The organism is Cohnella sp. CFH 77786 (assembly GCF_019400745.1).
GTDB lineage: Bacteria > Bacillota > Bacilli > Paenibacillales > Paenibacillaceae > Cohnella.
On the sequence record NZ_WJIB01000027.1, the window covers coordinates 1 to 26830 of the forward strand.

At 49.2% G+C, this 26830-nt stretch carries 34 protein-coding genes; 22 read left to right on the forward strand and 12 right to left on the reverse strand.

The features are described from left to right. The 5 genes from GE107_RS25310 to GE107_RS25330 form a co-directional block, all read left to right on the forward strand. On the forward strand, positions 1-911 hold a 911-nt coding region (locus GE107_RS25310; protein WP_219644439.1), incomplete at its 5' end, for a CARDB domain-containing protein. After that, positions 908-1543, forward strand: coding sequence for a class F sortase (locus GE107_RS25315; protein WP_219644441.1), 636 nt, complete (start codon positions 908-910; stop codon positions 1541-1543). The genes GE107_RS25310 and GE107_RS25315, both read left to right, overlap by 4 nt. A gap of 18 nt (positions 1544-1561) precedes the next feature. Next, positions 1562-2086: a hypothetical protein gene (locus GE107_RS25320; protein ID WP_219644442.1), complete on the forward strand. Its 525-nt coding sequence runs from the start codon at positions 1562-1564 to the stop codon at positions 2084-2086. A 28-nt stretch (positions 2087-2114) separates the two neighbouring features. Further along, on the forward strand, positions 2115-2381 hold the full coding sequence (locus GE107_RS25325) for a hypothetical protein (RefSeq protein ID WP_219644443.1): 267 nt from the start codon (positions 2115-2117) through the stop codon (positions 2379-2381). A 228-nt stretch (positions 2382-2609) separates the two neighbouring features. Continuing rightward, entirely contained in the window at positions 2610-3473 is an 864-nt protein-coding gene (locus GE107_RS25330) for an ArdC-like ssDNA-binding domain-containing protein (RefSeq protein ID WP_219644444.1), read from the forward strand. Positions 3474-3670: 197 nt separating this feature from the next. Here GE107_RS25330 and GE107_RS25335 read toward each other — a convergent pair whose 3' ends face one another. Next, the gene (locus tag GE107_RS25335) at positions 3671-4273 is read right to left on the reverse strand and encodes a hypothetical protein (protein WP_219644445.1); all 603 of its coding nucleotides are present in this window, start codon (positions 4271-4273) and stop codon (positions 3671-3673) included. A 176-nt stretch (positions 4274-4449) separates the two neighbouring features. On the opposite strand from GE107_RS25335, the gene GE107_RS25340 reads away from it, so the two are divergent. The 3 genes from GE107_RS25340 to GE107_RS25350 are packed head-to-tail and all read left to right on the forward strand — an operon-like array spanning position 4450 to position 5655. Further along, positions 4450-4641, forward strand: coding sequence for a hypothetical protein (locus GE107_RS25340; protein ID WP_219644447.1), 192 nt, complete (start codon positions 4450-4452; stop codon positions 4639-4641). Between the two features lie 25 nt (positions 4642-4666). Beyond that, on the forward strand, positions 4667-5161 hold the full coding sequence (locus GE107_RS25345; RefSeq protein WP_219644449.1) for a hypothetical protein: 495 nt from the start codon (positions 4667-4669) through the stop codon (positions 5159-5161). 8 nt (positions 5162-5169) lie between these two features. Continuing rightward, positions 5170-5655: a hypothetical protein gene (locus GE107_RS25350; protein WP_219644452.1), complete on the forward strand. Its 486-nt coding sequence runs from the start codon at positions 5170-5172 to the stop codon at positions 5653-5655. A 170-nt stretch (positions 5656-5825) separates the two neighbouring features. Here GE107_RS25350 and GE107_RS25355 read toward each other — a convergent pair whose 3' ends face one another. Beyond that, the gene (locus GE107_RS25355; RefSeq protein WP_219644454.1) at positions 5826-6194 is read right to left on the reverse strand and encodes a hypothetical protein; all 369 of its coding nucleotides are present in this window, start codon (positions 6192-6194) and stop codon (positions 5826-5828) included. A gap of 206 nt (positions 6195-6400) precedes the next feature. Here GE107_RS25355 and GE107_RS25360 point away from each other — a divergent pair, with 206 nt between their 5' ends. The 10 genes from GE107_RS25360 (at position 6401) to GE107_RS25405 (ending at position 13007) form a co-directional block, all read left to right on the forward strand. Continuing rightward, positions 6401-6886 (forward strand): AbrB/MazE/SpoVT family DNA-binding domain-containing protein, encoded by a 486-nt coding sequence (locus GE107_RS25360; protein WP_219644456.1) that lies wholly within the window; start codon positions 6401-6403, stop codon positions 6884-6886. A gap of 165 nt (positions 6887-7051) precedes the next feature. Beyond that, a complete protein-coding gene (locus tag GE107_RS25365; protein WP_219644458.1) occupies positions 7052-7261 on the forward strand; it encodes a hypothetical protein in 210 nt (69 codons plus the stop codon). A gap of 30 nt (positions 7262-7291) precedes the next feature. Continuing rightward, positions 7292-8203, forward strand: coding sequence for a tyrosine-type recombinase/integrase (locus tag GE107_RS25370; protein ID WP_219644460.1), 912 nt, complete (start codon positions 7292-7294; stop codon positions 8201-8203). Between the two features lie 10 nt (positions 8204-8213). Continuing rightward, positions 8214-8456, forward strand: coding sequence for a hypothetical protein (locus GE107_RS25375; RefSeq protein WP_219644462.1), 243 nt, complete (start codon positions 8214-8216; stop codon positions 8454-8456). Between the two features lie 21 nt (positions 8457-8477). Beyond that, entirely contained in the window at positions 8478-8654 is a 177-nt protein-coding gene (locus GE107_RS25380; protein ID WP_219644464.1) for a hypothetical protein, read from the forward strand. A 21-nt stretch (positions 8655-8675) separates the two neighbouring features. Further along, a complete protein-coding gene (locus tag GE107_RS25385; protein WP_219644465.1) occupies positions 8676-9080 on the forward strand; it encodes a hypothetical protein in 405 nt (134 codons plus the stop codon). A gap of 41 nt (positions 9081-9121) precedes the next feature. After that, a complete protein-coding gene (locus tag GE107_RS25390) occupies positions 9122-9466 on the forward strand; it encodes a hypothetical protein (RefSeq protein WP_219644466.1) in 345 nt (114 codons plus the stop codon). After that, positions 9459-10358 (forward strand): DUF2538 family protein, encoded by a 900-nt coding sequence (locus tag GE107_RS25395; RefSeq protein ID WP_219644467.1) that lies wholly within the window; start codon positions 9459-9461, stop codon positions 10356-10358. Before GE107_RS25390 ends, GE107_RS25395 begins: the two co-directional genes overlap by 8 nt. A 4-nt stretch (positions 10359-10362) precedes the next feature. After that, positions 10363-10605 carry a DUF515 domain-containing protein gene (locus GE107_RS25400; RefSeq protein ID WP_219644469.1) on the forward strand — a complete coding sequence of 81 codons (243 nt, stop codon included), beginning with the start codon at positions 10363-10365 and terminating at the stop codon, positions 10603-10605. A gap of 2 nt (positions 10606-10607) precedes the next feature. Next, positions 10608-13007 carry a DNA topoisomerase gene (locus GE107_RS25405; protein WP_219644471.1) on the forward strand — a complete coding sequence of 800 codons (2400 nt, stop codon included), beginning with the start codon at positions 10608-10610 and terminating at the stop codon, positions 13005-13007. A gap of 216 nt (positions 13008-13223) precedes the next feature. Here the strand turns inward: GE107_RS25405 and GE107_RS25410 are convergent, their stop codons facing one another. The 7 genes from GE107_RS25410 to GE107_RS25440 form a co-directional block, all read right to left on the reverse strand. Further along, positions 13224-13382, reverse strand: a complete 159-nt coding sequence (locus GE107_RS25410; protein ID WP_219644473.1) for an aspartyl-phosphate phosphatase Spo0E family protein — start codon at positions 13380-13382, stop codon at positions 13224-13226. Positions 13383-13399: 17 nt separating this feature from the next. Beyond that, positions 13400-13651 (reverse strand): hypothetical protein, encoded by a 252-nt coding sequence (locus tag GE107_RS25415; RefSeq protein WP_219644475.1) that lies wholly within the window; start codon positions 13649-13651, stop codon positions 13400-13402. Positions 13652-14176: 525 nt separating this feature from the next. Continuing rightward, a complete protein-coding gene (locus GE107_RS25420) occupies positions 14177-14992 on the reverse strand; it encodes a hypothetical protein (protein ID WP_219644477.1) in 816 nt (271 codons plus the stop codon). Positions 14993-15048: 56 nt separating this feature from the next. Then, positions 15049-15441, reverse strand: a complete 393-nt coding sequence (locus tag GE107_RS25425) for a hypothetical protein (protein WP_219644479.1) — start codon at positions 15439-15441, stop codon at positions 15049-15051. 14 nt (positions 15442-15455) lie between these two features. Further along, positions 15456-18167, reverse strand: a complete 2712-nt coding sequence (locus GE107_RS25430) for an AAA family ATPase (protein WP_219644481.1) — start codon at positions 18165-18167, stop codon at positions 15456-15458. Positions 18168-18178: 11 nt separating this feature from the next. Continuing rightward, a complete protein-coding gene (locus GE107_RS25435) occupies positions 18179-19144 on the reverse strand; it encodes an NPCBM/NEW2 domain-containing protein (protein ID WP_219644483.1) in 966 nt (321 codons plus the stop codon). A gap of 20 nt (positions 19145-19164) precedes the next feature. Continuing rightward, positions 19165-19446, reverse strand: coding sequence for a hypothetical protein (locus tag GE107_RS25440; RefSeq protein WP_219644485.1), 282 nt, complete (start codon positions 19444-19446; stop codon positions 19165-19167). 173 nt (positions 19447-19619) lie between these two features. Here GE107_RS25440 and GE107_RS25445 point away from each other — a divergent pair, with 173 nt between their 5' ends. Then, entirely contained in the window at positions 19620-20615 is a 996-nt protein-coding gene (locus tag GE107_RS25445) for a DUF3854 domain-containing protein (RefSeq protein WP_219644486.1), read from the forward strand. Positions 20616-21162: 547 nt separating this feature from the next. Then, complete coding sequence (locus GE107_RS25450) at positions 21163-22617, forward strand: bifunctional DNA primase/polymerase (RefSeq protein WP_219644488.1); 1455 nt, start codon at positions 21163-21165, stop codon at positions 22615-22617. 336 nt (positions 22618-22953) lie between these two features. Here the strand turns inward: GE107_RS25450 and GE107_RS25455 are convergent, their stop codons facing one another. Beyond that, entirely contained in the window at positions 22954-23091 is a 138-nt protein-coding gene (locus GE107_RS25455) for a hypothetical protein (protein WP_219644490.1), read from the reverse strand. A 119-nt stretch (positions 23092-23210) separates the two neighbouring features. Between GE107_RS25455 and GE107_RS25460 the strand changes: the two genes are divergently transcribed. Both GE107_RS25460 and GE107_RS25465 read left to right on the forward strand, forming a co-directional pair. Further along, complete coding sequence (locus GE107_RS25460; protein ID WP_219644492.1) at positions 23211-23738, forward strand: hypothetical protein; 528 nt, start codon at positions 23211-23213, stop codon at positions 23736-23738. A 16-nt stretch (positions 23739-23754) separates the two neighbouring features. Next, positions 23755-24024 carry a hypothetical protein gene (locus GE107_RS25465; protein ID WP_219644494.1) on the forward strand — a complete coding sequence of 90 codons (270 nt, stop codon included), beginning with the start codon at positions 23755-23757 and terminating at the stop codon, positions 24022-24024. A 420-nt stretch (positions 24025-24444) separates the two neighbouring features. Here GE107_RS25465 and GE107_RS25470 read toward each other — a convergent pair whose 3' ends face one another. Continuing rightward, complete coding sequence (locus tag GE107_RS25470; protein WP_219644496.1) at positions 24445-25065, reverse strand: hypothetical protein; 621 nt, start codon at positions 25063-25065, stop codon at positions 24445-24447. A gap of 504 nt (positions 25066-25569) precedes the next feature. Beyond that, positions 25570-26823 (reverse strand): coiled-coil domain-containing protein, encoded by a 1254-nt coding sequence (locus GE107_RS25475; RefSeq protein ID WP_219644498.1) that lies wholly within the window; start codon positions 26821-26823, stop codon positions 25570-25572. Positions 26824-26830: the final 7 nt, after the last annotated feature.

A 26830-nucleotide genomic window follows, 5' to 3' on the forward strand; every position in this document is an offset into this window, starting at 1 on the left:
CTACCGGCTCCGCAGCCGGAACGACCGGCGTAACGGCCACATGGAACGGCATGACCGGGAACGCCAGCTTGACCGTAAAAGCCCTACCGGTGAAGATAACGAAATTGGAAGTAACGCCGAAAGAACCAACAATTTTCGTTGGCGAGATCCAAGAATATGTTGCAATCGCATATTATTCGGACAGCACTAAAAAGGACGTAACGAAAGACGCTTCCTGGACGATTAGCGATAGCTCAATCGCGTCGATAGCGAAAGGGAAGGCAAAGGGGCTTTCCGCTGGTAAAACTGGCGTAAAAGCCGAATTTGAAGGTCTGAACGATACGGCAAAGCTAACTGTTCAAGATATGCCGGTGGAGATCAAGACATATCAAGACTTAACGCCGCAGCTGGCCGCGCCGGATCAAGTCAGCGCAGGGGACAAGTTTAATCTGAAGGTCACTCTTGCAAATATCGGTGACGAGGACGTGACGGACGAATTTACAGCTAACATCTATGTAAGAAAGGTTGACGATAAAAAGAGTGGGGAAGTCACCATTGCCAGCGCCAATGCTGAAGGCTGGACGCTCTTGAAATCGCATGTCGTAAAATCCGGATTGAAGGCCGGGGCGACAATGAACTTTGAAGTACCGTTACAGTTGCTTGAAAAGGGAACTTACGAAATCAAGGTTATTGCCGATGAAGATAATATTACCGCTGATGTGGATCGGTCGAATAACCAGGATCAGAAAGTAACCACTGCGGTCAAGGAAGAAGAGCCGGTTACTGTTCCGGACAAACCCCGTATTCCGAAAACGGGTGATGGATCTGTGATCGATCCGAAAGAGACGAACAATGTACCTTATATGCTTCTAGCCGTTTTACTGGCTGTCATTGCTCTGGCCAGAAAGCTAACCAGGAACAAAGAACAATGAAAAGGCTCTTGGTTCTCTTATCTTTCGTGATCGTAAGTTGCCTATCAGCTGCTTGCTCCGGAAGCAGTAATTCACCGGAAACGGCGCAAGCCGTTCCTCTGGTGGTTTCGGTAGAAAAGGGACCGGTCCAAGAGGGACCGGCCCTCCTTCCGGCAGAAGCAGATCCGGAACCGGATGCACTATCGGAAGAAGAAAAGGCAAAGCGAATACCGGTAAGAGTAAAGGTCCCAGCGTTTGAAATCGATGCTCCGATTGAACCGGTGGGTCTTGATAACGAAGGGAGAGTTGATACGATCCCGGATGCGGCGACGGTAGGCTGGTACAAGTATGGTCCGGCACCAGGAGCGCAGGGAAACGCGATTCTGGACGGTCATAGGGATTATAAGAGGAAACTAGGTGCTTTGCGTCCTATCGAACGTCTGAAGGTCGGGGAAGCCGTTACAATCGCCTTTGCAGATGGAAGCGAACAAACATTCAAAGTCGTGTCGAATAATACCTATCCGCTGGATGATGTGCCGGAGAACGTAATGGAGCTGACAGGCGAAGCGAGAGTGTCGATGATTACTTGCTCCGGAAAGTTTGTAAGAGAGAAGGGCGGCTATCAAAGCCGGGTTGTCGTAGTCTTAAAATAATTGATTGGGGATATGGATATGAAAAAAGGATTTGCTATTGTAGCAGCTGCGGTTATGGCAATGAGCATCGGAACGAGCGTTTATGCTGCGGAGCAAAAGCCGGTTATTGAAACGCAGGATTGCTCCCCATGTTCGGCTAAAATGGTCGTGAAGGTTGGAGACGAGACGTTCCCGGTAAGGGGCATTATGGACGGAGGAAAGTTTTATTGGGTGGCGACGGATTTTGTCTTTAAGAGCTTGCCGACAGTAACCAGCTCGGCCCAGGAACCAGACGATACGGCTGTAAGCCTGGATCAACCGGCGAAGATTGAAATTTGGAACCCGGATAGCTCGAAGGGCGTTACGGCCTACATCAACGATTATCGTAATTTGAACATCGGGCGGGACGATCCGAAAACTGGCTTTGAAATCGATGGAAAAATGGTAGAGATCAGTCCGGAATCCCTCGCAATGATGCAGCGCGGCTATCTGCCATTTAGGGAATTCTATGAGCTGGCTGGTTTCAAAGTAGCCTACAACCAAGGTATAATTACAATAAGCTGACTACAATGGGTGTAAGGGGATATGAAGTTTGGAACAAGACGAATCCTTATATGACAAACGATGGACCATTTATACAACAAAGCAGCTGTATAAGGCTTTCAAATATTCCGCGACGATAAGCGATACAGGTATTATGCTCATGGCAAATGAAGCCCTGGCCATGTATCACGCAATTTTTCCGGAAATTAAAAAGCTCCATAATGAAGCTGCGGAACATGGACTTGAACTCCATGATTATATTAAAAAGATCATCACCAGCAGGAATCCGGATCAGCTGAAAAGTCCGGAAGAATAGGAAGATAGGCGAGGGCGGTTTATGACCGTCCTCTATTATTTTCCCAGCCCCGATGGTATAATGGAGCTGGTACATCGTACCATTGTCTAATGCCGGGGATCTCGGCCTTGTCTTACGAAAAGGATAGCAATGCTATCCGTTGTGTAAAAAAAATACTTGTGGCCAGTGAAAACACTTATTCCTATTTGGGGTTAGGTGTTTTTTTGTTGGCCGGAGAAGGAGAACAGCATGGAAGAAAAAACGGAAAAGCTGCAAGCTGCAATGCAATTATTGGAGGACGGCATTAAGTCGTTGACTAACTCGGATCGTTGGATCTCGTACCTGAAATTTCATTCGACATTTCATCAGTACAGCTTCAACAACCGGCTTATGATCTGGCTTCAAATGCCTAATGCTTCCTTGATTGCAGGATTTGGAGCTTGGAAAAAACTCGGTCGTTACGTCAAGAAGGGTGAAAAAGGCTTAGTCATCTTCGCGCCGAATACCAGGACGAAAACCGTTCAGGAGCAGCAGGAGAATGGCGATACAGTTGAGAAGAAGATCCCGATTCTCACCGGCTATCATCTTACTACGGTATTCGACGTATCGCAGACGGATGGTAAGCCGCTGCCGGTCGTTGACGTTCTGAAAAAGCTGGAAGGGGAAACGGAGATTTACGAACAGCTGCTGGCCAGCTGCCCGTTCCCGGTTGAGGAAAAGGAAAATTGCGGCGGTGCAAATGGTTCGATCTCGCGGGTTACTGGAAGGATCGAAATTCTGAAGTCCAACTCCGAAATGCAGAAGGCCAAGACACTCATTCATGAGTGGGCGCATGGTTTACTCCATATTGGTCCGGATGTAGAGGACGTGCAAAGACACGTTCGGGAGCTGGAAGCAGAGTCAACGGCATTCATCGTTTGCCAGGAGCTAGGGATTGACAGCTCACATTATTCGTTCGGTTATTTGGCCGGATGGGGTAATGGGGAAAAGGCAATCGAGGACATAAAGAATGCCGGTGAACGAATCCTTCGAGCATCAAACGAGATTCTTTGCACAATTCGGCATCATCAATTAAACGAAAGTCGAGCTGAAACCGTTCAAGCTGCCGTTTAAGAAAGATTTGTCTTTTACGAAGAACAGTTTGGATCGATCTCCTAAGTGACGATCTCCAAACGAAGAAGAATACTGCTTGCTTGATCTCCCTTCGGGTTGACGATCGGCAAAGTATTCTTCTTTTTTTTGCCGATCGATCGGAAGAAGGGTAGCTCTTGCAGCTGGCACCGGTCCGGATCTGTCCGGTATAACACATGTTATAATTTCAACGCAGCTGGAACCTCCGCTTTAAGCCATTCAAGCACCTTTGGCACTTCCTTGTTGTTCTGGATATAGAGCATTTTCATTTTCGTGCTGACCTTATGATTCTGGATCGTTTTCCGCGAAACACCAAACACCTGGTGCAAATAGTCGTTCAGGGCTTGCAGAATTTCCGTCGATCCATAGAAACGGATTCTATGACGTATCCAAGGGCCGTCAGAACATTTGCGTGAATCGTAGGTGTAGTGCAGCTGCGCGTATGTTTGAAGGAATACTGCAAGATCAAAGTCCCCGTTCGGCATGGGACGTTCCTCCACATGGGCGATATTTGAGTAACCATATTCCAGGATGCGCTGCACGAAAAGACTATTTATATTGACCGTAACCGCCCACTGGATCTTATCTTTTTGTGTGTTCAGCATGAACGGTTCGCCGGATATTTTAACCAGGCCGCAAAAGCGATCTATTAAGCCCTTATCCCTATGCCGCAGGAGCAGCGATATGTCATTCAAGGAGCCGAATCCCCATACGATCCCCAACGCTTCCGCAAACTCCTTCGATTCAAAAAAACGGCCATTAAAATAATCTATTGCTTCCATTTTTGCATACCTCCTTCCGATAGAAAAAAATAGGCTCCCGGTTTAAGGAAGCCCCAAAGGGGAGATTTGAGAGGAAATAATCGGGGAATTTTCATTTCATTATACCAATCCAGGCTATGGATACGAAATAGATAATTTAATATAATGGTATAAAACGCATATGAAGGGGAAGGACTATGTTTAGGATCTACGACAAGCAAAATCGTACATACGAGGGGAAAGTAACTTCTCCGGACAACGCTGTAACAGCAAAGGATTCGCGGGAAGTAACGCGACTGGTCATCGATTATGGAGCGATTAACATTACCGGCCAGGATGAAATGATCTTGCCTAAAATCCAATTCAAGGGCTGTGTGCAGCTCGCCTAATGGGGGGATATGGTTGTTTAAGTACATGAAAACGAAATACGAGAATATTTACGAGTGGATGAAGGCAAACCCGGATGCAAGCTGTTTTTACTGCGGTAAGCAGCGCGATCCGGACGAAATGGCGCACCGGTTCTTTGTAGAAGGAAATGTTGGTATCTGCAAGCTGTGTATGAGCGACTTCCGCATTGGCCATCTAGCAGCGGATCGGCATGTCGTCGAACGCATTCTTGCGGAAAAGGGATACAAGCGCAAGGTAGATGTGCTTAACTGGTTCAAGCGACAAGGGTACGAGCTATTTGAAGCCGGAGAGTTTGGCGAAGATGACTATAAGGGAACGGCCTATAACTTCATCAATGATATTGATTCCTGGAATGAGCTTCAGGCTGAAATTAAAGCTCATGGCCGGTTGCCTAATGGATTTTATATGGATGCTGAAGAAACAAAGCGAATGAATGCAATGTTTGATAGTGCAACGAGAATCGAAATTTATAATAGCGGCGGCGTTCATATCGTCTATTGAGGGAGAATATGAAAGAACTGAATCCGGAAACGCATTATACGGTTGACGAGCTGGCCACGATCACCGGCATTGACTACACGCGATTTTATTCCTACAAGGATCTGCTTCGTTTGGATCTGTTCACGATGCCCAGCGGACGCACCGGCTACGGCATCGAGCATCGAGCGTTCGAGGATGCGCTGAATGCTCTAAAAACGTATGAATTTGAAATACCGGCCTTTGCTGAATATAGGGAGCGCAAGCGTCCGTTTAGAAGGCAATTCTTTTCGGCAAGAGAAGTGACGCGGTTCATGGAACTTATCGGAGACAGCCGATCCATATTTACAATCAAACGCTATATTCGGGAAACGAAAATGCCATCATATGTGTTCGAGCGGAAATATATCGTTCCGATAAACTATTTGGTCGAGTTGTACCAACTGCCGGTAAATGAGGAATTGAATCAGGTCATTGGAGAAGTTCTTGCAGATCCATCGTATGAATATTGCGCATAAAGAAAAGCCGCCCTGGAAGATCCAGCGCGGCCTTCTTTGATTATACCGGACGGACCGCTGAAGTAAGCTGATAGTTCGACCGTCCGGATTCCCTAGATTTGCCCCCTCTAGGTAAGGTGCCTAATATGTAAACTAATCATATCACAAGGGTTCTATTTGTTGCCATCGGCTTATCGCCTATCATACAACGGCGTGAACGAATCGAAATGCCGAATGTAGGCCACAGGCTTTTCACCCTTCTTGACGCGGGGGCTGGCCATCGTTGGAGCAACAATTCCTTCCGGGCGCGGATCTCCGGGATAATACATCGGCAGCTTCCACATTTCCAAGTCCTTACGGTCGAACAGCGCCGAATACATCCGTTTGGAGTGGTTGTATTTGAAGGCAACGGGTTCTTCAGCATCCGTAACCGGCGCACCAACATTTTTGCAAAGCGTCCGCGATAAATACCATTTAGGAGGGGGGAACTTGTCCGAATACTTCTTCTTTCCGGATTGCTTAACCTCTTGCTCGGTAAACCATAGTTTTTTTTCCTGCATAAACTTCATCCCTTCAACGATGTCGATTCTCGATGAAAAAAAGGGATACCGTATGAGAAACCGGCATCCCTTGCTTGATCTTGCGGAAGTCCTTTTTCAAGGCAAATACAATGGTCTTGCGGGAGTTCTCTTTCGAGACAAATTTAGTCTGAACTTATGGTAGCATACGCTTCAAAAAAATTAAAGAGACAGGGGATAGGGCAAATATGGAAAAGCGTTATTCGCGCAGCAGAGGTTACAGGGAAGCCGTGATCGATCATATCATGGAGCTGAAGAAACTGGATCGTGTAGCTGCAAGGAGTTTGCTGCGGAAATACTATCGACCGATGTACCGTAATTGGAGACATGAGCCGAACGTTGAGGACTTCGCAGAGAAGGTTATCGAATTGGATGAAACGGTTCAACGTCATCTGGCGGCGCAAGTCGATGATGGAATTATGGCCGTGCCGATCCCTCCCGAACAACGCGCCGAATCCCACGAGCAAATGAAGGAGTATATTCGTCAATATAAAGAAAGGAGACAACTTCCCATGCAATACGAAGCAATAATAAGAAAGAACTCGAAAGTCACAATCCCCAAAAAATTACGGGAGAAATTAAATTTACTACCAGGGGATATTCTCATTTTTGAAGTTGCCGAGGATGGAAGAATCCTTCTATATAAAAAACAAACTGACACACAAGAATCGTAAACACTGGCGAGGAAATTGGCCGACAACTAAATGTTAAAGAATATGAATTCTTTAACATTTAGACGTTGTGAAATGTTAAAGAATACAGTATAATAGATATGTAAATGTTAAAGAATACAACCTAATTAAATGTTAAAGAATACGATAAAGGAGATGGGTTAGCAAATGACGGACATTAAGAAGCTCGGAAAAGCGGATCGTGAACGGCACGAATTCATCATCGGCAAGACCGGTCGGGGGAGAGCGTACCACAGTATGGACGAAGTGCTTCAGGACGTGGGCATTAAAACTCTGTCCGCAGATGATCGGAAAATGCACAAAATGGTGATCGGGCCGTCCGGCACCGGCAAGGAAGTCCGCAACGAGGGTATTTAACGCGCAGCCGGTCGGAAGGGAATGAACACGTTGGACAAGTTTATTAACTGGCTTCGGGAGGAAGGTCGTTCATCCGGAACGATCAAAACATACCTTCAGGTCGAACAGTTCCAAAAGTGGTGGGTAGAGGAAAAGGCAGCTGACAGTTTCGATCCGGAGGAAGTAACGGCTCTGGATCTCCAAGACTACAAACAATATCTCATTCAACACGCCAGGAACAAGCGCGGCGGGCGTCTCGCCGCTGCTACGGTCAATAAATTGCTTCAGGTGATCCGGACGTACTTTAAGTTTTTGACCGAAACGGGCGCTATCAGCCATAATCCGGCTCTGAAAATCAAGTCGCAGAAGATCCAGAACCGCCATAGCTCGGTGCGCTGGCTGGAAGATAAGGAGAAGATCCGGCTGCTCCGGAAGATCAACAATCCGGAAGGCGCGAAAAACACATGGCACTATATTCGCAATAAAGCTATGGTTTACACGTTCCTTATGGGCGGTCTGCGGGTAAGCGAGCTTGCGGATCTCATTATTCTAGATGTGGATTTGGCGAAAAGACGATTGACCGTTCACGATGGCAAGGGCGGCAAGGAAAGGGACATTCCGATCAATGACGATCTGTTCCAGGCGTTAAGTGAATGGCTGGATATTCGGAAGCAAAGCCCCGGTGAAATCGTCTTTCCTTCGCAGAAAAAGGGCAAGTTCACCCTTCAGGGAATCGAGCATGTAGTCGGAAAAATAGGTGAACAGCTCGGCCTAGAAGACTTTACGCCCCACGTTCTGCGGCACACCTTTTGTCACGACTTGATTATCAAGGGCTACCCGTTGCAAGTAGTCGCGGAGCTGGCCGGTCACGAAGATTTGAACACAACGAGGATTTACACGATGCCAGGAGAAAAGGAAACGAAGAAGGCAGTCAATTCCTTATCCCTGGGAGATTCTTTCTAAGGGGGGCCACATGGAAAATTACGATGAAGTGAAGCTGAAGATTCCCGGATATGCGGATCTCACTCCGGAGCAAGCGGAGCTGTTCGATGGAATCTATAACCGGCATTACCGCGCCTGGGGAACCGAAAAGCGCAAGGAGTTTACGCCGGATCAGATTAAGAACATCAAATGGGATGCGAAAGAAAAGTGCATCAAGGTATATTACAAAAACGGGGATTGGTGGCATTACGACCGAAACGGGACTTGGTACTAACAAACGAAGGGAGGGTTTTACATGCTGTTTTCCTGGCTACTGGCTGTGCCGCTTGAATTTTTGGTGGGCGTTCTCGTTCTTGTTCTTATCCTATTCGGGGCCGTCCTGGTTGACGAGTTCCGGTCAAAATTCTTCAGCAAGCGTTACGATGCCATGCTGAACCGGCAGATCGAACGCATGGAAAGGAAATGGCCATGAGAAGTACAAGGGGTGATAGTCATGCGTGAGCAGCTGCAAGCACTAGAGGGGAAACGGAGCATTTTCACCGGCGAATATGTAAAGGTATCCGGTAAAAAAGAGCATAACGGGGCCGGACCGGCTATTCTTCTCCGCAACATTAAGGATCAGGACGGCCAGCTGCTTGCCGATCACCTTTGGGTCGATCATTGCCAGGAGTTTGATTCCTTGGAGCTGAAGGAAGGGGAGCAGATTATTTTCCGCGCAAGAGTTGGCCAGTATCGAAAGGGTAAGCATGGCCAGCTGGTGGATTATACGCTGCATTATCCCTCGAACATTCAACGCCTTGGCGAACATGCTTTCCGGGGTAAACGGAGAAAGAGGGGGAAGGCGAAAGGCGACAGCTCCGGCACGAATCCGGATGGATTTTTTTTGCTTTCGTCGTAACACAAAAAGATCGATAAAGTAGTTATGGGAGGGCTTGCGGTTTGAACCGTGAAAAGCAAATACGCGACTACGCTGCAAGGTACGGATATTCCATAAGGAAGATCCCGAATCATGGCGGCGTGAAATTGGTCGATGCGGAAGGAAATGAACGCATTTGTTCGGATCTGTTCAGCGCGGAATCACTGGTACGAATTTACAAGGACGAACCGCTTACGTCTCCCGTTTATGAGGTAGGCGAGAAGGAGTTAAAGGCGCGGCTGCAAATCGCCGCAAAGGACGGCGAAGCAGCTAAAAGAAAATATCGAAATACGGTACGAATGATGAATCCTAACGCTGTGCTGACAGCGAAGAAAGTTATCCGGAGGGAGAAAGAGAACAATGGTTAAGCTGACAGGCCCAATCTCGGAAGTTGAAGGAAAATTGCGGGATGAATTAAAGCCGTTGACGTTCCTGGAGAATCCGACTTTGAAAAAGCTCGGCATCGGGACGATAAGCGAGTATGAACAAAATAACGATTCTGCCGAAATCTATATGTGCTGCGGGTTCGCGGCGAAGCCCGTTTTGATTTACGGAGTAGCGAACACCCGGACGGATCGCGCCGAACTGTATATTGAAAATGAAATCAATCCTCGGCAGATCATGCTTCATTTTACGGCCAGTCTGAAGAACTTGTTCGGATCGAGCGGCAACAAGCACTATCACCGGCGAGAAATTCTATTGACGTTCGGAAGAAAGTACGCAGATCAGCTATTGGAGTTCGATAACCGAAACAAAGAGGAAAATGATGTTCACGAACATAACGGCGCGAAAATCCAGGTAACGGTCATTGAAGAACCATATGAATTCATGAAGTCGTATGAGCTGGCCGAAGAACTGCTGAATGAATGGAATATGGATTTTATCTATTTCTTGAACGCCGAACATGAATCCAACTATTACAGCCTTCAGGACAAGTATCATCAATGCAAAGAGCCGAATCCGGACCGGGGCTACCGCTCCGCGCTGTTTATCGTCGCGCTGCCGGTCATCTATAACGCGCTCGGCGGCGTTCCAGGCAATTACCCCTTCCAATGGGTCCACGAACGGGAGATCGAGCTTACTACGGCCTACAAGCAGCTGGTGAGCCTGGGTATGCACCTTTATAACGACAGCAACCCCTTAAACCTGATGGAAGGCTTGAATATTTGGAATCAAGACTTGTTTCAGGTAGCATTGCAGGCTATCGAGATCCGGAAGAACGGCAGCAGCAAGCCGCCGCAGCTTTATCCGGGAGCGTGATGATATGGAGATCGTTATTCGTGATCCGCTGTTAGAGTCAATGCTGAACCAGCTGCAGGACGATTTTGGATTAGGCAGCATGGAGAAAGTCATTAACCTCTTGGTCATTCATCATGTGTTTTCTTCAGAAATTCCGGATGAATTTGTATGGAACTTGATTAAATCGACGGACAAACTTGATGAACTGACAGCGGAGACGAATATCGTTCCATTCGAGCCAGGAAAATCGAAAAGAAGGGAGCAGTAGAAATGCGGGTGATTCTTGCAGAAAAGCCGGACATGGGAAGGCAGATCGCGGCGGCGCTCGGTAATGGCCGGTCCCGGCATGGATACATCGAATTGAGCGGCGGCGACGTTGTAACCTGGGCGATTGGCCACATTGTACGGCTGAAAACACCGGACGCATATCCGGAGCTGAAGGAATGGAAATACGACACGCTTCCGATCCTGCCGAAGCCCTTTGAAACGGAAGTCGATCCGGCAAAAAAGGAACAGTTTAGCGTAATCGCGCAGCTGGTAGGAAACAGCGCGTGTAACGAGGTCGTAATTGCCACAGACGCGGGGCGCGAAGGTGAGCTAATAGGAAGATGGATTCTTGCAAAGAGCGGCTACAAAGGCCCGTTAAAGCGGCTCTGGATCGACGATCTTACCGCTGATACGATCAGGGCCGGATTCCGTAAGCTGAAGGATGGGAAGGAAACCTTCAACCTTGGCGCAGCTGCCGAAGTTCGCGCAAGGGCAGATTATATCATCGGGTTTACGGCATCACGCCTGTTTACGCTTGTGGCCAGGGAAGCAACAAACGAAAGAATCACGCTTTCAGCCGGTCGCGTTCAAACGCCAACCCTCCGGATCGTCTATGATCGGGAAATGGCCATACAGCAGTTTAAGGCGCAGGAATATTTCGAGATCCGGGCCACGTTCAAAACGGAAAAGGGCGAATATGATGCGCTTTGGTTCGCTGAACGGAACGGGGAGAAGGTGACGCGCTTCGAGACAAAGGAACAAGCCGAACAGCTCCGTAGCAAGATCGAGGGGAAAACCGGCAGCATCCTGGAATACGAAGAAAGGGAAGTGTCTCGCGCCGCGCCGCAGCTGTTTCACTCAACGTCATTAAAAACCGCAGCTTTGAAGGCGCTCGGCTTCGGCATCGAGGAAACCGTAAAAATCGCGCAAAGTCTTTATGATAAAGGATTCATCAGCTATACGCGGACCGCAAGCCGTCATATGAGCGAGAACGCCGCCGATCAGCTGGCCGATAATTTGGCCAAGATCAGGAGCGGCAGCAAATACGCCAGCGCGTTTCCGGCCACAATCGGCAGCTTGAAGGGAAAAAGCCGGTTCGTCGATAACAAGAAGGCCGCAGAACACCATGCCATTGTCCCGACAGGGCAAAACCCAACGGATCTGACGGAGAAGGAAGAACGGCTGTATGAGCTGATTTTGAAGCACACGTTGGCCGCGTTCCATCCGGAAGGACTGGACAAGCAAGTTACCGTCATAACCGGCGCAGCTGGTGAGAAATTCTTCACGCGGGGAGTTATCGTCCTGGAAGAAGGCTGGCGCAAGATTCTGAAGCCGGAGGACGAAGAAAACGAAGGGGAAGGTGAGCGGTTGAAGGTGCCGGTACTCAAACAGGGAGATCCGGCAGCTGCGATCCGGACGGAAACGAAGGCCGGAAAGACTTCACCGCCGAAGCGATTAAGCGAAGCGGATCTTGAAAAGGCTATGGAGAACGCCGGTAAAATTGTTGACGAAATGGACGACGAAGAAGCCCTTCAGCATCTGAAGGAAAAAGGGATCGGTACACCGGCAACCAGGACGGCCATCATTAAGAACCTGAAGGATATGGAGTACATCGAATCCAAGAAAAACCTTGTCTATTTGACCGACAAGGGCCGTAATTTCATTGGGTTAATTCACGAAACGCCTATCGCTTCCATCGAGCTAACCGGCGAATTTGAGAAGAAGTTGGAGGACGTGGCGCAGGGGAAAAGCAATCCGATGGATACGCTGAAGGAGTTCATCCAGCACGCGCATGATATTGTCGGCCAGAGGGAAGCGCTGAAGGCCAGCATCGAAGCGAACATGCAGGGCAAGCCGATGTTCCAAAAAGCCGATGAAGTGATTGGTGACTGTCCGAAATGCGGAAAGCCGGTTGCTGTCCGGGACGATTTTTACGGCTGCACCGGCTTTAAGGACGGATGTAAATTCTCGCTGCCAAAGAAGTTCCTGAAGGCCAACATAACGGCCAGCGTTGCCAAGGGGCTTATCAAAGGTGGGGAAGCGCTCTTGCAGAACATTCCGGGGCAGTATGGGCCTTATAATTTGATAATCTGGATCAACCAGGACGGGAAGATCGAAAGCAAGAAACCGGCAGCTGAAGATTTAAGCCTGGGCGCTTGCCCTGAATGTGGCAAGGAAGTATTGGAGAAGGAGAAGTTTTACGGCTGCACCGGCTATAAAGACGGCTGCAAATTCTCCTTGCCGAAAGAGTTCTTGAAGAAAAAGTTGTCGGCGGCGCAGATCCGGAAGCTACTGGCCAAGGGGCAAACAGACGTTATCAAAGGGCTGGCCGGTGGAAAAGGGGAGTTTGACAGCGCCCTTACATACAACAAAGAGACAAGACGGCTTTCGTTTGTAAAATAGATCCCTGGGTAGATCGTTCCGGTCCGGTGGCGAGGTCCCTTGCGCCTTGTTGACAAGACAAAAGAAAGACTGATATTTTTAATTTTATTCCCCGCCACGTTGTTGGTTGTGGTGATTCTCTGAATGTGTACGCATCGCCATTGTCGGAAGGTAATTGTGCTGATCCCGAAAGGCCCCTTCTTGGGGCCTTTTGTCTTTTCAGTACGAAACCGGACCTTATAGGGTCCGGTTCAGTCGGTTTAGCAACTTGTCCAATTGCTGTGATTTATCAATAACGGCCTTGTGCTGGAAGTTGAAGTTGTGCTTCGCAACCAGGTTGGCCAGCTCACGTCTGCTTTGTTCGATTTCATCTACAAGCCGCGCACGTCTTTTCATGGCTCTGGCCCTCCGGATCAGCGGATGCCTAGCCGCTGGCAAAAGTCCGGATCGAGCTGCTTCAGTTTTTCCTTGGCCAAGTAGACGGCCTTTCGCGGCTGATTCAGCTGATAACCGTATCGGCCAGCTGCCTTCAGCTCGTCCAGGCGATTCAACTTTTGCATGTAGGTGGCCCATGCCGTTTCCCACTCCTTTATCGCTGCGGCATTTTCTGCTATGGCCGGATCGTGCAGCAGTTCTTCATTGATTTGCGTCATTTCGGTTTTCATTGTCTTGTCCTCCCTGGAATCCCCTATGGGATTGATTCAGCGGCCATATCAGCTTGCCGCTTGGCTCACGCATACCACAGAGAGCTTTGAAAAAGCTCGGCCCAATCGCCATCTAGGGGCCCCACGCATTACGTAGCAATGTGGCGGGGGTAGATGGCTCGGCATGACAAGGGGCGCGAGCATTACCGGACTGACGGAAGGGAGGGAGGATATGGCGCAGCGGCGAAGCGGACCTCTTGTCGTGACGGCGGGCTGTGGTATCGTGTTGAAAGCGGCAAGGGAGCCAATAATTGGCCGCCGTTCCTGGCGTAGCCGGGAACGTACCATCATCCCATGAAATACGAACGATCGATCTTCCGGATTTGAAAAATCATTCGTGTTTTCTTCATCGAACCGTCCTGCAGCTGGTCGCGATCCCGGCAGACCGGTGAGATCCCAAGGCCAAAAAGCCGAATTATAACACGCGTTATAAAATTCCCCTTCGTTAAAGAAAAAGCCATGATCGAGGATCATAGCTTGATCCTCTTACATGACCTTCTGCCGGTAGCGCATTCTCAATTTCTTTTGCTCCGGATCGAAGCGGATTACGCTGCATTGAACTTTATCCCCGATGGCCAGCTCAACGGGAGTATTCGGCGTAGCGATCATGCCAACGATTCCGGGAACGACTTCGGCGTATATCTGCTGGCCGACAATATTCACGATATGGACCGGCAATACGTCACCGGCGCTATATTGATTCGTTTTCCAAGGATCGGGAAGCATGGCCGTCCTGGATACGGTTACGCTGCCGGTGGTTTTGTCTAGCTTGACGATCTTGACGGTAAGCAGCTGCCCGATATGAAACTCGGACCGCAGGGAGCGCCGGATTTTGCTTAACGTGGCTTCCTGACGCGGCATTTCCGCGATTAGACCGCCGCCAATATCCAAATAGACCTTGTTATCTCCCAAGCCCTTTATAACGGCTTCCAGCTCTTGTGAAAGGGTAATCCGTTCTAATACTTCTTTGCTTAATCGTTCAACGGCTTTCTGCCGGTCACACTCCGCATATGGATCTCCGTCCTTCCGGTGGACGGAATGAATCATGACGTAAATCTTCTGGCCAACAAATTGCTTCAGCTGGTTTTCATGCTGCAATCCGGATCTCTCGAACGGGACGTATCCGGGTATGCCTTCCAGATCGATTTTCCAAGCCGCAGCGCCGCCGTAGAGCTGCACTTGCACGATAGGGGCCTCTATGATCGAATCGGCATTGTAAGCCCGATAGATCCGATCTAGCGGCGTACTAGACGCTTTCACTTCTGCGCCCTCCGGACGGTAGAAGTTACGGTTGATTTCCATGTAGATCCCCTCCTGTTGAAAGGAGCCGGTAGGAAGATCCCGACCGGCTCCAGGAATTAGCTATGTGCTTGAATCGGGTTGCGTCTAAAGTGAATGAACATTGCCGCCCTGGTTGCAAGAAGCCCGATCAAGCCGACGACCGCGCAAAGCGCTACTACGGTCTTGCTTCCGGATGAAATGCCAAGCCCCATGAACGCAAGCGTGTAATGGAAGCCGAAGGCCATAATGACGGCCATTAGAAAGGCCGGTTTCAGAATCGGCGCGTCTTTGATCTTGCCGTAAAGCAAGCCGCCCCACAGCGCCGCCCAGAAAATGTCCCAGAAAGGAAAGAAGCTGGCATGAGTGCTTTCATGGGTAATGATGGATTCGATAATCATTGCGCCGTACAACAGCGACTTCAGATAAAGCGTGATGGTGAAGTAAGCTATAACACATGTTAAGATTCTCAACCTTGTTTCCCCCTTTACTTAAAATCTTCCGGCAGCAGCGTGATAAGATCATCCGGCGTAGGATCAGCCAGCTTTTGAAGCCGGACAGCTTGATTCCTCATAGCGCCCTCCAACAAGTTACGGACGAACCGGCCATTACCGGCTTCCCGAACGCCTTCAGCGCTGGCCAGAATGGGGCGAATGATTTCTTCGCTGCGCGGATCTACGTTCAAGCCGCTGGACATAAGACGGAAAATCTGAAGCATTTCGTCTACGGTGTAGTCCTTGAACTCGAACACCAACGGGAAGCGAGACTTCAGACCGGCGTTAGCCTGGAAGAAATACTCCATATCTTCGTTATAACCGGCGAGAATGACGATCAGGTTATCCCGATGATCTTCCATGCCTTTTACAAGCGCGTCAATGGCTTCCTTGCCGAAGTCGTTCTCGCCGCCGCTGGCCAACGCATAGGCTTCGTCAACGAACAGAATGCCGCCAAGCGCCTTTTCGATCACCTTATGAGTTTTCGCTGCTGTTTGGCCGACATAGGAAGCCACAAGTCCGCTGCGGTCCGTTTCGATCAGCTGGCCCGATTTCAAGATTCCCATATGGCGAAGCATTTTACCGACGATCCGGGCGATAGTCGTTTTGCCGGTGCCGGGATTGCCCTTAAAGACCATATGCAGCGTTTGGATGGCCGATTGAGCAATGCCCTTTTCCTGCTTCATCTTCTGTATCTTCACCTGTGCGGCCAAGGCCCGGATATGCTCTTTGACTTCCTCATTGCCGACGATGCTTGCCAGCTCGGTTTCCAGATCGAATGTTTCATCTTCGATGGCTCCCCCGAAGTCGGCAGCTGTAAGCAGCATCAGATCCGATTGTTTGAAGCCCGATTGCTCTTGCAGACGAATCGCTTGGTTTCGTATCGCGCTCTCCATCAGATTCCGGACGTAGCGGCCATTACCGGCTTCACGCTTGCCTTCAGCTCTTTGGAGCGTGGCGCGGACAGCTGGAATTGCGTCCGGATCAAGCTGATACTGCGCCGCAGCCAGCATCATTTCAAGGATGCGGAACATTTCATCGACGGTGTAATCCTGGAACTCAAACACGTTCGGGAATCGGGAACGTAGACCGGCGTTCACGTCGAAGAATTTCTCCATATCTTCGTCGTAACCGGCAAGGATGATGATAAGGTTCTCCCGGTGATCTTCCATTGCCTTTACCAGCGTATCGATGGCTTCCTTACCGAATTGATCGCCGTTAGCCAAGGAGTAGGCTTCGTCGATGAAAAGGATACCGCCAAGCGATTGTTTGACTACATCGAGAACCTTGTCCGCTGTCTGGCCAACGTAAGGAGCCACAAGACCGCTTTTGTCGGTTTCTTTCATCTGGCCGGATTTCAGAACGCCCATTTCCTTCAGCATCTTGCCTAAGATCCGGGCGATAGTGGTTTTACCTGTACCGGGGTTGCCCTTAAAAACCATATGTAGGCTTTGTCCGGTAGCGGACGAAATGCCGTTTTCTTTACGCGCCCGCTGTACTTGCAGCTGCGCGGCCAAAGAGCGTAACATTTTCTTCACGCCTTCATTTCCGACGATCTTGGTTAATTCAGCTTCCAGATCGAATACTTCCCCTTCGACATACCCGAAGTCCTCCGCGATAATGGTACGGATATCCTCGGAAGAACGTCTTGCAGCATTCTTCAAGCGGCTAGATTGTTTGCGGATCGCTTCATCAATGACGTTCCGGACAAGCCGACCGTTGCCGTCCTCGTTACGTCCTGGAATTTGCCGCCGCTCAATTACTGCATAAAGGGCTTTTACGGCATCTTCCTCTAAGATGTAGTTTTCAGCGTCGAATTGATTTTCAGCGATTTCAAGCAATTCCTCCGGCGTGTAATCCGGAAATTCAATGATATTTGGGAAACGAGACTTCAAGCCGCTGTTCGCCTTCATGAACTCGTCCATTTCCTTTGTGTAACCGGCGAGAATAACGATCAAGTTATCCCGGTATTCCTCCATGCACTTGACGAGCGTATCAATCGCTTCTTTACCAAAATCCGTCTGACCGCCGCGAGAAAGCGTATAAGCTTCGTCAATGAACAGAATGCCGCCGATAGCGCGGTTTACGACTTCGCGGGTTTTAGGAGCTGTCGAGCCGATGTATTCACCGACAAGATCCTCCCTGGTCACTTCAACCAAATGCCCCTTCGTTACAACGCCTAATGCCCTGAACATATTGGCCGCAATCCGGGCAAGTGTCGTTTTGCCGGTACCGGGATTCCCGGTAAAGACCATATGCAGCGTTTGCTTCCGTTTGCTTTGGCCAGCTGCTTGCCGTTCGGCTTGCAAGGAAACCGTATCTTGCAGCTCCTGGAAGTATTGCTTCACCGGCGCAAGGCCGACGATACTGTGTAGTTCTTGCAAGGCTGCATTTAACGCTGGTTGATTGATCTTGAATGTCGGGCGGTTCGGCGCAAAGTCAATCGGTGACGCTTGCGGAGCTGCCGAAGCAGATCCAGCGTTATAGCTGCCGCCGTAACCGCCGCTGTTGCGGTTCGTGAATCGGGCGATCAAGTGTCCCACGTCGCGGAACGCGCCGAAGAAGATCCCGACAAAGTACATGAAGCCCTTATTTTTGATTGCGATAATGAGCTGCATTTCCGGAAGCAAGAAAGGAAGCTCTTTCTTGAAGTCAATCGTGATTTCTTCCTCCTGGGAAACGCGCTGCTGTTGCTGCGCTGACATATGAAGCCCCCTTATTTAGAAATTCTGGCATTGGCCAGGATGATTCCAACGTCTCGGAAATTATCATCAGATGCTACCTGGGAAATTTCGATTGTAAGACGAATCACGCCGGTAAGATCAGCTTCGAGCGGAACCGCGAAGTCGCCGCCTGTAAATTCTTTCGTCTCGGCCAGCTTCTTGTTATCGCCGTACAAGCGCACAACGTAACGGGCTTTGGTGTTCTTCATTTGATCGTCTACGCCGACGACCGTTTTGAATGCTTTGTAGTTCCCGGCGAGATTATAGTCCAGCTCAACATTGTTTTTGCTGTCTCCCCAGCCCCAATTCAGCTTAAAGCCCAGGCCCTTGTTGTATTCCTTACCGGCGATCCGGAAGTAAGTTTCTTTCGTCCATTGGTCTTTCAGCATTTCCATCGTTCCAAGGTTGTCACCGGAGGAATAGAACTTCAGGTAATCGAGATCGGAAACGAATTGCGCTACTTCGTTTGTCGTGCTGTCCGGAACCGGCTGCAATCCGACAAAAACCGTATCGCCTTTCCATGTGATCGGAAGATTCAAGCCGCCGCTCAAATAACTGGCTTTGATAAGGAGATTTCCTTCTGCGTCGATAACGAGATCCCCGGAATTGACGATATGGGTCTTGCCGTCGAAGAATACTCGCGTATAAGGTGCGTTTTGAAGCGCCGCGGCAGGTGCCGGTGCTACTTGCTGGCCTTCGGTGTTCGTACTGGCCGGGATCGTGCCGGAGTTGTTAGAACCGCTGTTCGAGCTGTTGTTGCTTCCGCTATTCGTCGCCTGTTGTGTCGGCTGCGGATCTGCGATAGTAACCGGCTGCGTTTGGGTCGGTTGAACAATGCTTTGGCTTGCCGGTTTCTTATCCCCTCCCTGGGACAACATGACGGCGAAAAAGACGAGAAGGATAACCGCTACCCCAGCAACCCCCGAATAGATATACAGATTCTTTTTGGTCATCTTCATTTCTGAATGCACTCCTTGTTCTATTTAAGTTTTAGAAACGCTTCTCCAAGTGATGTAAGGCTGTATTCCTTTGTCATGCCGTAACGATCCTGCTGAATCAAACCCATTACTTCCAACGGAGTAACGAATTTATTCAAAAGGCTGCGGTTGATTTCAGCTGTAAGAGATAGCCGGTTCATGTTCATAGGCCCTTTGTTTTTCAAGATCGACAATATGGCCGCTGACTGTTTCGGCATCCTCTTAACAGTTCCGCGCAAGTATTCTCGTAAATTCATGCTGTCCAGTATATCGTTGCTGCTCATTCAAACCCTCCTTTGTTCATAGATTGTTCCCTACCAATAGGCTTCAAGGATTGGTACCATATTCCTATTATATTACAAAGTTCGATGTATGTATATACATAGATAGATGTTCTATAAGATAAAAAAATATGTTACGATAGGCGTACAACTGGAACTGATAGGAAGGTGGAAACATGGCTTTACGCAACGTCGCAAGGTTGAAGATCCTCTGCCCGATCTGCGGTCACAACGATTGGTGCATGGTATCCGATGATCGTAAGCTGGCTCTCTGTCAGCGGATTCAAAACGATCATCCGAACAAAAAAGGCGGCTGGTGGCATTCGCTCGAAGATCGGATTACCGCCAATAAAGAGGATTTCACTCCACGAATAGAGAAACCAAGAGGACCGGAAGAATTGATTCATGCGGTCTATTCAGACTTATTCCGGCAGTTTCCCTTATCAGCTGAACACCTGGAAACATTGAAGCAAAGAGGGCTGACAGTCCGGGAGATCCGGGAGCAAGGCTATGGGACATTACCTATAAATAATCGGCATCAGGTAAGCAAGATGTTACTTGAAAAGTACGGTGAAGTGGCGCTTTCGTCTGTTCCGGGCTTTTACATGAAGGAAGGGCCGTATGGCGAGTATTGGACGATATTCGGCGGCACCGGCTTTATGATTCCGATTCTTTCAGTTGATCGGAAAATAACCGGCATCCAGGTACGAGTAGACCGGCCAACAGGCAAAACGAAGTATATTTGGCTTTCGACGGATGGGAAAAAGCAAGGAACGAATAGCGGAAACCCTGTACATGTGGCCATACCGCCCTCTATTCAAAGTAATGATATATGGATAACTGAAGGGCCGCTGAAGGCGAATGTCATTGCATGGAGGAATAAGTGCGTAGCGTTGGCTGCGCCTGGCGTGGCGCATTGGCAGGAGATCCCGAATCTTCTTTCCCAGCTCCGCAAGCTCCTGGTGAATGAAGGCCGGAACATCATTGCTTATGATTCGTCTGAATTTGCAAGCAAGCCTTGGGTAAAGCAGTACGCCGTTTCGCTTGCTGAAGAACTGAACCGGCGGCAGCTCCCCCCTATCTTTGCGCTGTGGGATCTGGCCAACGGGAAAGGCATCGACGATGTGATTTTATCGGGGAATGAAACGGGGATCGAATACAAGCTATCATGATTTTCCAAAGTTCGACTACCGTAACCTCTAAAACTATGTTAATATGTTTTATGAGCAAGTCAGATTACTAGATTCTTACGACCTTAAAAACCGAATAAAACTGAAATAGCCATTATGTTTCACGCGGTATCGAAGATGTTTCCAGCATCTCCGAGCTGTGTCAACCGATCCTCTACATCGGCGAAACAGGCGCTCACACAATGACCTTCCAGAAAGCAATATAGGTTTTAAGCTGAAAAAACAACAGCTGATATACCTTTATTGTACCATTGGGACGCTTATTTATCAAGCGTGTCAACGGATTTGGAAGTAGTTTCATTGTACTATTTCTAAAATAGGAACCCGAGCCCTGGTATCTCCCTTTGTTGGAGATCCCAGGGCTTTTTTGCGTTCGCTGAACCGATGGAACCGGTTAGCCGGTTGAGATCCCATCTGCTCATACATAAAACCGAAACCGCATATAGTCGCTCCGAAATCCCAAATTTTGTAAATGCGGGGTATCGAGGGCCTACTTTCCTATTGCCTTTTTCGAGAAAGGGACGGTCCCATGTCGCAGCTGTTACAAGTCTCCCAAAATTTAATACAACCAAAAACGCGTTCGGAAGCCTTTTTCGGGCTTCTCTTTGGCGAGAACATGAATTCTTACCCGAAGCGTTCCGGAATGAAAACAAATGCAGGGAAACGTGATAGTGAGCGTCAATGGGTATTTGTCGGAACGAAAGAGCGCATGAAAAGCATGGCCACGCAAGCAACACTCTATGCTGTTCTAGCAGATCCTGCGGTCGATACGTCCTTTTACACGCCTAATGGCTACTACCGGCGCGATTTGCGCTGGACCGAATCCCTCCGGTGGCTTAACGCGCTTACGTTCGATTTTGATAATTACGGCGAATCTATCGAAGAAGTGATTGAGCGGATCGATCGGGCAGGACTCCCCCGCCCTACCGCTATCGTGAGAACGCCGAGCGGCGGCCATCATGCGTCTTTCTTCTTTACGGAGCCGGTCCGCGCAACGGACAAGGCGATTCGTCTTTATTCGGCTATCATGTGGCACATGGCCGACGACCTGGGCGCGGATATGGCAGCTGTCGGGGCGAATCGTATCTTCAGAACGCCGACCGAGCAAAACATGCTTTATTTTGAGCCAGCAAACCGGTACAGCTTCGACGTGTTCAAAGATTGGCGCGAAATCAACCATCCTTACGATCCGGACGCTGGCGGCTTTGTGAACGTACATACAGGGAATCTAATGAGCCATCCGGCCCTTCAATACTTACTTACAGCGCCTTGCGACTATGGTAATCGTGATGTTGTTGCATTTAACCTGGCGCTGGCCATGAAAGCGTCTGATTGGACGCAGGAACAAGCCGAAACCGCCATGCGGGATTGGTTTATTTACTGCTGCGCGAAAGGCGCACAAGCTGGTAAGAAGCCTTTTACGCAGCGTGACGCTGTATATAAGGCAAGCTACGTGTTCCGCAGCTCCAAACTTCAGGCACCGAAGGCAGAAATTATCCGGGAGATTACCGGAATGCCTTTTTATTATCGCACTCGCAATCATTGGGAACCTGCCAAGCCAAGGTCCGAGCGTGAACGCAGCCATCTTCACGAATGGGAAGCTGACCTGTTGGATCTTCTCCAATCGGAAAAAGAGCTGTCCGGAACGCAACAGGAGCTGGCCACGCGGCTACACTGTCCGCTGACTTCGTTTAAGGCGGTTCTTGGCCAGCTGAAGGATGCCGGTAAAGTGATCGTTGAGACACGCAGAGGGCGCGGCGGCGTAACCGTCATACGGCCTTCAGAAGCGCCAGAAGCCGCAGCTGAAGCAAGCAATGTCATTCCCTTCCCTATCGAGGATAAAAACGAGAATGGGCCGTCCGCGCCGGTTGAAAACGGGGTAGTGGTTTACGCTGACTTCCGGGAACGCAAAATAGAGCGCATCGAGCGCTTCAGTGAAGTCAAAATTGAACCGGAACCGCCAGATCCCGGACCGCCAGATTAAATAGTCATACTCCATATACAGGGGGAGGGTGGTGGGAGGGAATACAATCCTTCCTTGAAATCGGGGCTGGTGCTTTGCGTAGCAAAGCGTCCTTATCGTCGGGCCTGTGGGTAGTGGGCCGTTTTGCTGGTAGTTGTCCACAGCGCCCTTCTTTCCCTGTTTCACCTCGCGCAGCCTGTGGGTTACTTCTGTTCCGGATCATCCTATACCTGAATGAGATTGATTACGATGGTTAGGGGCCGGAGGCCCCCCGGTGGAGGGCGTAGCCCCAGCGGGAGCGTCCCCCGAGGGAGAACGTCGTAGTATGTTTTCTATCGGGCTTTGTCTCTCTCCTGGCTACCTGTTGGATTTAGGCACCAGCTGTAAGCCTGGTTTGTTCTTTTTCTTCTTCAAGGGATAGCCCAGGCGTTTAGCGGATGACAATGCCCCGGCTACCAGCTGTTCCCGTTCTTTTTGCGATAGGGTCAGTTTCATGGTGGACCTCCTCTCCCCTGCCGAAATGTTGGACTACCTTTCACGCCAGCTGCATAGAAATAGATTAGGAACCCCGGAACGCAGTTCCTATGATAATTCACGAAATGAGGGCGGCGAACGTGGACGAAAGGGAAGCCAAGAGACGTAAGGTACGGTCAGATAAGAAACAGGCGATTGCGCCGTACATACCGGATCATGAACGTGTCTGGATACATCGGATCTCGCGCCGGTGCGAACTTCCTGAAGGTGAAGTTGGCGTTCAGCTGGTGCGGATCGCGCTGCGGGACGAACGGACAATGGAGTTCTTCAGCTCGTACATGAAGCGTGATTTCCGATTTACGGAGAACATCATTTATTGCGGCCACAAAGACGCGAAATCGATCTACGATTACATCAACGACGATAGCGAACGGAGCCGGTTTAAGATAAAAGCCCCTCAAACGCTCCTGGATCAGCTCTGCGAGTTTCAAATCGCTTTAGGGGTGTCTTACCTTGCTCATGCAACCTACGCGCTCCTACGATACGCGCTGCACGATCTAAAGACGGTACAGCAGCTTGTTCCTGGTATCACCAAGGAGGATTTTATCGGGCCGATCCGACCGGCTGCAATCAACCAGCCTTCAAAGGCATGGAGCATATTCAAATAGGGGACGGTGTTCGCGTATGGCATTCGCATTGCTGAAGGAAATCTTTGTTCAATCTCTGAAGCATCGAACGGTCGTGCTGCGGTTGTCGCGCAGCGACTACTACAAGCTGCAAATGATCTGTGAAGCGCTGAATGAAACGGTACCCGCCGAACATGAAGTCAATCCGGAAATTATCGGTACGAGAGTGCTGGAAACTTTCATTCGTGAATCCTTCCAGGACAGCACGAACCGGATCGTCAAGCAAGTCATTCCGGAAGCTCGGAAGCGAAGGACGGCAGGCCGGTGAGATCTGGAGCCGGTGGCCGCGCAGTTGGCCGTCTATCTATCATCAGTATGGCCAACTGATAGAGGGGATAAACCTGGGGAAAATGAAAAAGACAAGAAATGAATTCGAATGAAAATAGCTCAACCAAAAAGGGAGCACAGATCATAAGAAAACAGTTCTTGTCTAAGCCGGTTTGCCAGGTAATGAATAGATCGTCACAAAAGGAGATCAATATCCATTAAAAGGCGGTGAAACGAAGAAAATAGAGATTAGTCGAGAATGGAAACTTCAGCACCGGTTTTGACAGAAATAAATGTCAGGAGTGCTAGAAGTTCGGATTCAAAGAATTGTGAAACTCTTTGAGGTGGACAATAGGGAAACTGCTTTGCAAGATAATAACCTTCATGACAGCTGCGAACGGCAAGCGTGAAATGATCGGCATTAAAATCTTCTTGCATAGCGATTACCCGTTTCTCTGGACAAAGTGCGGTTACGACGAGCGTTGATAAGATCTTCATTGAATCGGTGCTGGTTCAATTTGACTGTGACTTGATACACAACGCTTTTCTCGTAATTCCATGTTTCCGTATAACCGTAAAGTTCCTGCTCAATTTCGTGGATTCTAGCAACCTTGCGCTTGCCGATCAACACGTTATTGGTTTCAGAAAACAATGCCGGTCCGTAAACAGAAACTTCGAGATCATGACGTTCTGCAATTTCTTCAGCCAGGCCAAAGTGAAAAGCTTCCGAGACAGACAGTTCGAGGTAGTAGTTCATATCAGCATTTGCGGTAGTCAGCTCTTTTTCCAAAGCAGCGATACGGCGTTCTTGCTTCCGTTTCTTAGCCTTGTAAACAGCGCGGATCACCTTGTAGCTGACGAACAGTACAACGACCGAGATTCCGACGTAAATCGAAACCGTGAGGATCTTACCAGCGACAATGCCAGCCTTCGCCAGAAATGCGTCTACCTTCTCCTTGTTTGCCGACAGAAGCAGCATTCCAAGAAGAATCATCCCCAACAAACCAAAAAATCCTTCGTCACCATTATGCCTTTTGTTCATACAACATTCCTCCCGAGAGATAAGTTTTTTAGGATTGCCCTACGGACATCCATCTCGAAATACCATTCCGGAGAATGATAGATCCAGATAGAAGTCCGTAAGGACAACCTCGCAAACCCACTCGCAGGATCATCTGCCGCAGAACAGATACAAGACAAACGGCTATGAGAAAATTATACCATTTCCCCTATCAGGCAGCAATAACAAAGTAACAAATAAACGGTCCAAAAGTGGTTTTAATAATCCGCTGACTAGTGTATAATCTAGTTATCTAATGCAGCACTTCGTCTATGAAGCGGATGCCTCTGAAGAAGGGGGTCCGCTTCTTTGCGTTTTTGGAAAGTTGACCTGAAGGTTATCGAGTTTTCGCGTTCTTTGAAAACGAGTGTAACCGAAGGTACAGCAAGCGAAGCGCGGTAGAAAAAAACGGCGCGGATCTGCTCCACGCCGTTGCGGTTAACCGAGTTAACAGGGTTAACACCTTGATATATAAGGCTTTTTGAGTTAACTATCTGAATCATCATTCAGCTGCGCGATAATCTGCTCCAAGTCTTTCAAGTCGGATTCATGTACCAGCAAATCCGAATCTCCCCTTTGAAAATAGCGGGCTATGTTGGTGTTGGTGACAATGTATTTCTCGCAAAGATTCTTCCGGTTTGTACGCTTCTTTTGGAAGTCGGAAAGGGATCTTCGCCGCTGGCGAAAGACTTCCTTCAGAACCTTGTCGGCCCGTTCCTGGTCCTTCTCGCTCTCGCAGAGGACGCGCAGCGTGAAGCTGCCGTTCATGAAGCAATCGCAGATCAAATTTACGTCATCGATCAGCCGGTGATAGCGCGATTTAGAAGAATCATGGTAATGGATCATGACAAGATCCAGCTTAAATCCTTCGTCGGTCAGGCGAATGTCCTCAAAATAGCAGTTACGGTCCGGAAGGATCGACAAGCATTTTTGTACGAACGTGAGGTAATCCAGCTTGTTCTTAAACTCCGGAACGCCTTCGCTGAAAACCTTCCGCTCCTTGTATTCCTCCACGCAATCCAAAGCGCCGCCTTCGGCTATTTCAGGGATCTTAAAAGGTGGTAGATCCTTCGTTTTCTCCTTGATTTGTTCCTCCTGCCGCTGAAGCTCATTCAAGCTGCCGTTTAACTCTGCCTTTTGTTCGGCCAGCGCAATGATTCGGTTTACGTTGGCAGCTGCGTTTTGCGAAAGCTGCCGGATCTGCTCTTGCAGATCGGCCAGCTTCTTGTTGATGCCGGTTATCCGGTCGGTCACTTCCTTCTGCTCCAATAGGATCTTTCGCCGGTCCCACAACAGCCGGTTGAAAAAATAATCCGGACTTACCTGGATCAGCTGGGTCGTTCGCAGGAAGTATTCAGCTCGCATGAAATGATCCAGCAGCTTATTGTTCGATTGTTTTTGGACGAACGGATTTGCGTTTTCCCGTTTCGTGTACCACTTGACCGCTCTTGTGAGCGGATAAACATAATGACAGCCCTTAAAGCTCCCCTCCCCTAATACCTTCAACTCTACCAATTCATTTACGGCATAGTGGCCGGTCATCTTGGCTTTGCCGTAAAGCTCGCGCCATTGCGTTTTAAGCATATACGGGAAGTATTCAAGGAGCAGTTCCAGGAAGCGTTTATAGTGGCGGTCGATGGTGGCGTGTATGGCGGGATCGATCAGAACGCCGGATATGGTCATGGTTTCAAAATTGGCCGGATCGTCGTGGTATGCGCGAATATCTTCTATCAAACCCATTGGAAAG

Coding starts and splice junctions, on each gene's coding strand:
- GE107_RS25315 (WP_219644441.1), top strand. CDS start 908: ATGAAAAGGCTCTTGGTTCTCTTATCTTTCGTGATCGTAAGTTGCCTA.
- GE107_RS25320 (WP_219644442.1), top strand. CDS start 1,562: ATGAAAAAAGGATTTGCTATTGTAGCAGCTGCGGTTATGGCAATGAGC.
- GE107_RS25330 (WP_219644444.1), top strand. CDS start 2,610: ATGGAAGAAAAAACGGAAAAGCTGCAAGCTGCAATGCAATTATTGGAG.
- GE107_RS25335 (WP_219644445.1), bottom strand. CDS start 4,273: ATGGAAGCAATAGATTATTTTAATGGCCGTTTTTTTGAATCGAAGGAG.
- GE107_RS25340 (WP_219644447.1), top strand. CDS start 4,450: ATGTTTAGGATCTACGACAAGCAAAATCGTACATACGAGGGGAAAGTA.
- GE107_RS25345 (WP_219644449.1), top strand. CDS start 4,667: ATGAAAACGAAATACGAGAATATTTACGAGTGGATGAAGGCAAACCCG.
- GE107_RS25350 (WP_219644452.1), top strand. CDS start 5,170: ATGAAAGAACTGAATCCGGAAACGCATTATACGGTTGACGAGCTGGCC.
- GE107_RS25355 (WP_219644454.1), bottom strand. CDS start 6,194: ATGCAGGAAAAAAAACTATGGTTTACCGAGCAAGAGGTTAAGCAATCC.
- GE107_RS25360 (WP_219644456.1), top strand. CDS start 6,401: ATGGAAAAGCGTTATTCGCGCAGCAGAGGTTACAGGGAAGCCGTGATC.
- GE107_RS25365 (WP_219644458.1), top strand. CDS start 7,052: ATGACGGACATTAAGAAGCTCGGAAAAGCGGATCGTGAACGGCACGAA.
- GE107_RS25375 (WP_219644462.1), top strand. CDS start 8,214: ATGGAAAATTACGATGAAGTGAAGCTGAAGATTCCCGGATATGCGGAT.
- GE107_RS25380 (WP_219644464.1), top strand. CDS start 8,478: ATGCTGTTTTCCTGGCTACTGGCTGTGCCGCTTGAATTTTTGGTGGGC.
- GE107_RS25385 (WP_219644465.1), top strand. CDS start 8,676: ATGCGTGAGCAGCTGCAAGCACTAGAGGGGAAACGGAGCATTTTCACC.
- GE107_RS25395 (WP_219644467.1), top strand. CDS start 9,459: ATGGTTAAGCTGACAGGCCCAATCTCGGAAGTTGAAGGAAAATTGCGG.
- GE107_RS25400 (WP_219644469.1), top strand. CDS start 10,363: ATGGAGATCGTTATTCGTGATCCGCTGTTAGAGTCAATGCTGAACCAG.
- GE107_RS25405 (WP_219644471.1), top strand. CDS start 10,608: ATGCGGGTGATTCTTGCAGAAAAGCCGGACATGGGAAGGCAGATCGCG.
- GE107_RS25410 (WP_219644473.1), bottom strand. CDS start 13,382: ATGAAAAGACGTGCGCGGCTTGTAGATGAAATCGAACAAAGCAGACGT.
- GE107_RS25415 (WP_219644475.1), bottom strand. CDS start 13,651: ATGAAAACCGAAATGACGCAAATCAATGAAGAACTGCTGCACGATCCG.
- GE107_RS25420 (WP_219644477.1), bottom strand. CDS start 14,992: ATGGAAATCAACCGTAACTTCTACCGTCCGGAGGGCGCAGAAGTGAAA.
- GE107_RS25430 (WP_219644481.1), bottom strand. CDS start 18,167: ATGTCAGCGCAGCAACAGCAGCGCGTTTCCCAGGAGGAAGAAATCACG.
- GE107_RS25435 (WP_219644483.1), bottom strand. CDS start 19,144: ATGAAGATGACCAAAAAGAATCTGTATATCTATTCGGGGGTTGCTGGG.
- GE107_RS25440 (WP_219644485.1), bottom strand. CDS start 19,446: ATGAGCAGCAACGATATACTGGACAGCATGAATTTACGAGAATACTTG.
- GE107_RS25445 (WP_219644486.1), top strand. CDS start 19,620: ATGGCTTTACGCAACGTCGCAAGGTTGAAGATCCTCTGCCCGATCTGC.
- GE107_RS25450 (WP_219644488.1), top strand. CDS start 21,163: ATGTCGCAGCTGTTACAAGTCTCCCAAAATTTAATACAACCAAAAACG.
- GE107_RS25455 (WP_219644490.1), bottom strand. CDS start 23,091: ATGAAACTGACCCTATCGCAAAAAGAACGGGAACAGCTGGTAGCCGGG.
- GE107_RS25465 (WP_219644494.1), top strand. CDS start 23,755: ATGGCATTCGCATTGCTGAAGGAAATCTTTGTTCAATCTCTGAAGCAT.
- GE107_RS25470 (WP_219644496.1), bottom strand. CDS start 25,065: ATGAACAAAAGGCATAATGGTGACGAAGGATTTTTTGGTTTGTTGGGG.
- GE107_RS25475 (WP_219644498.1), bottom strand. CDS start 26,823: ATGGGTTTGATAGAAGATATTCGCGCATACCACGACGATCCGGCCAAT.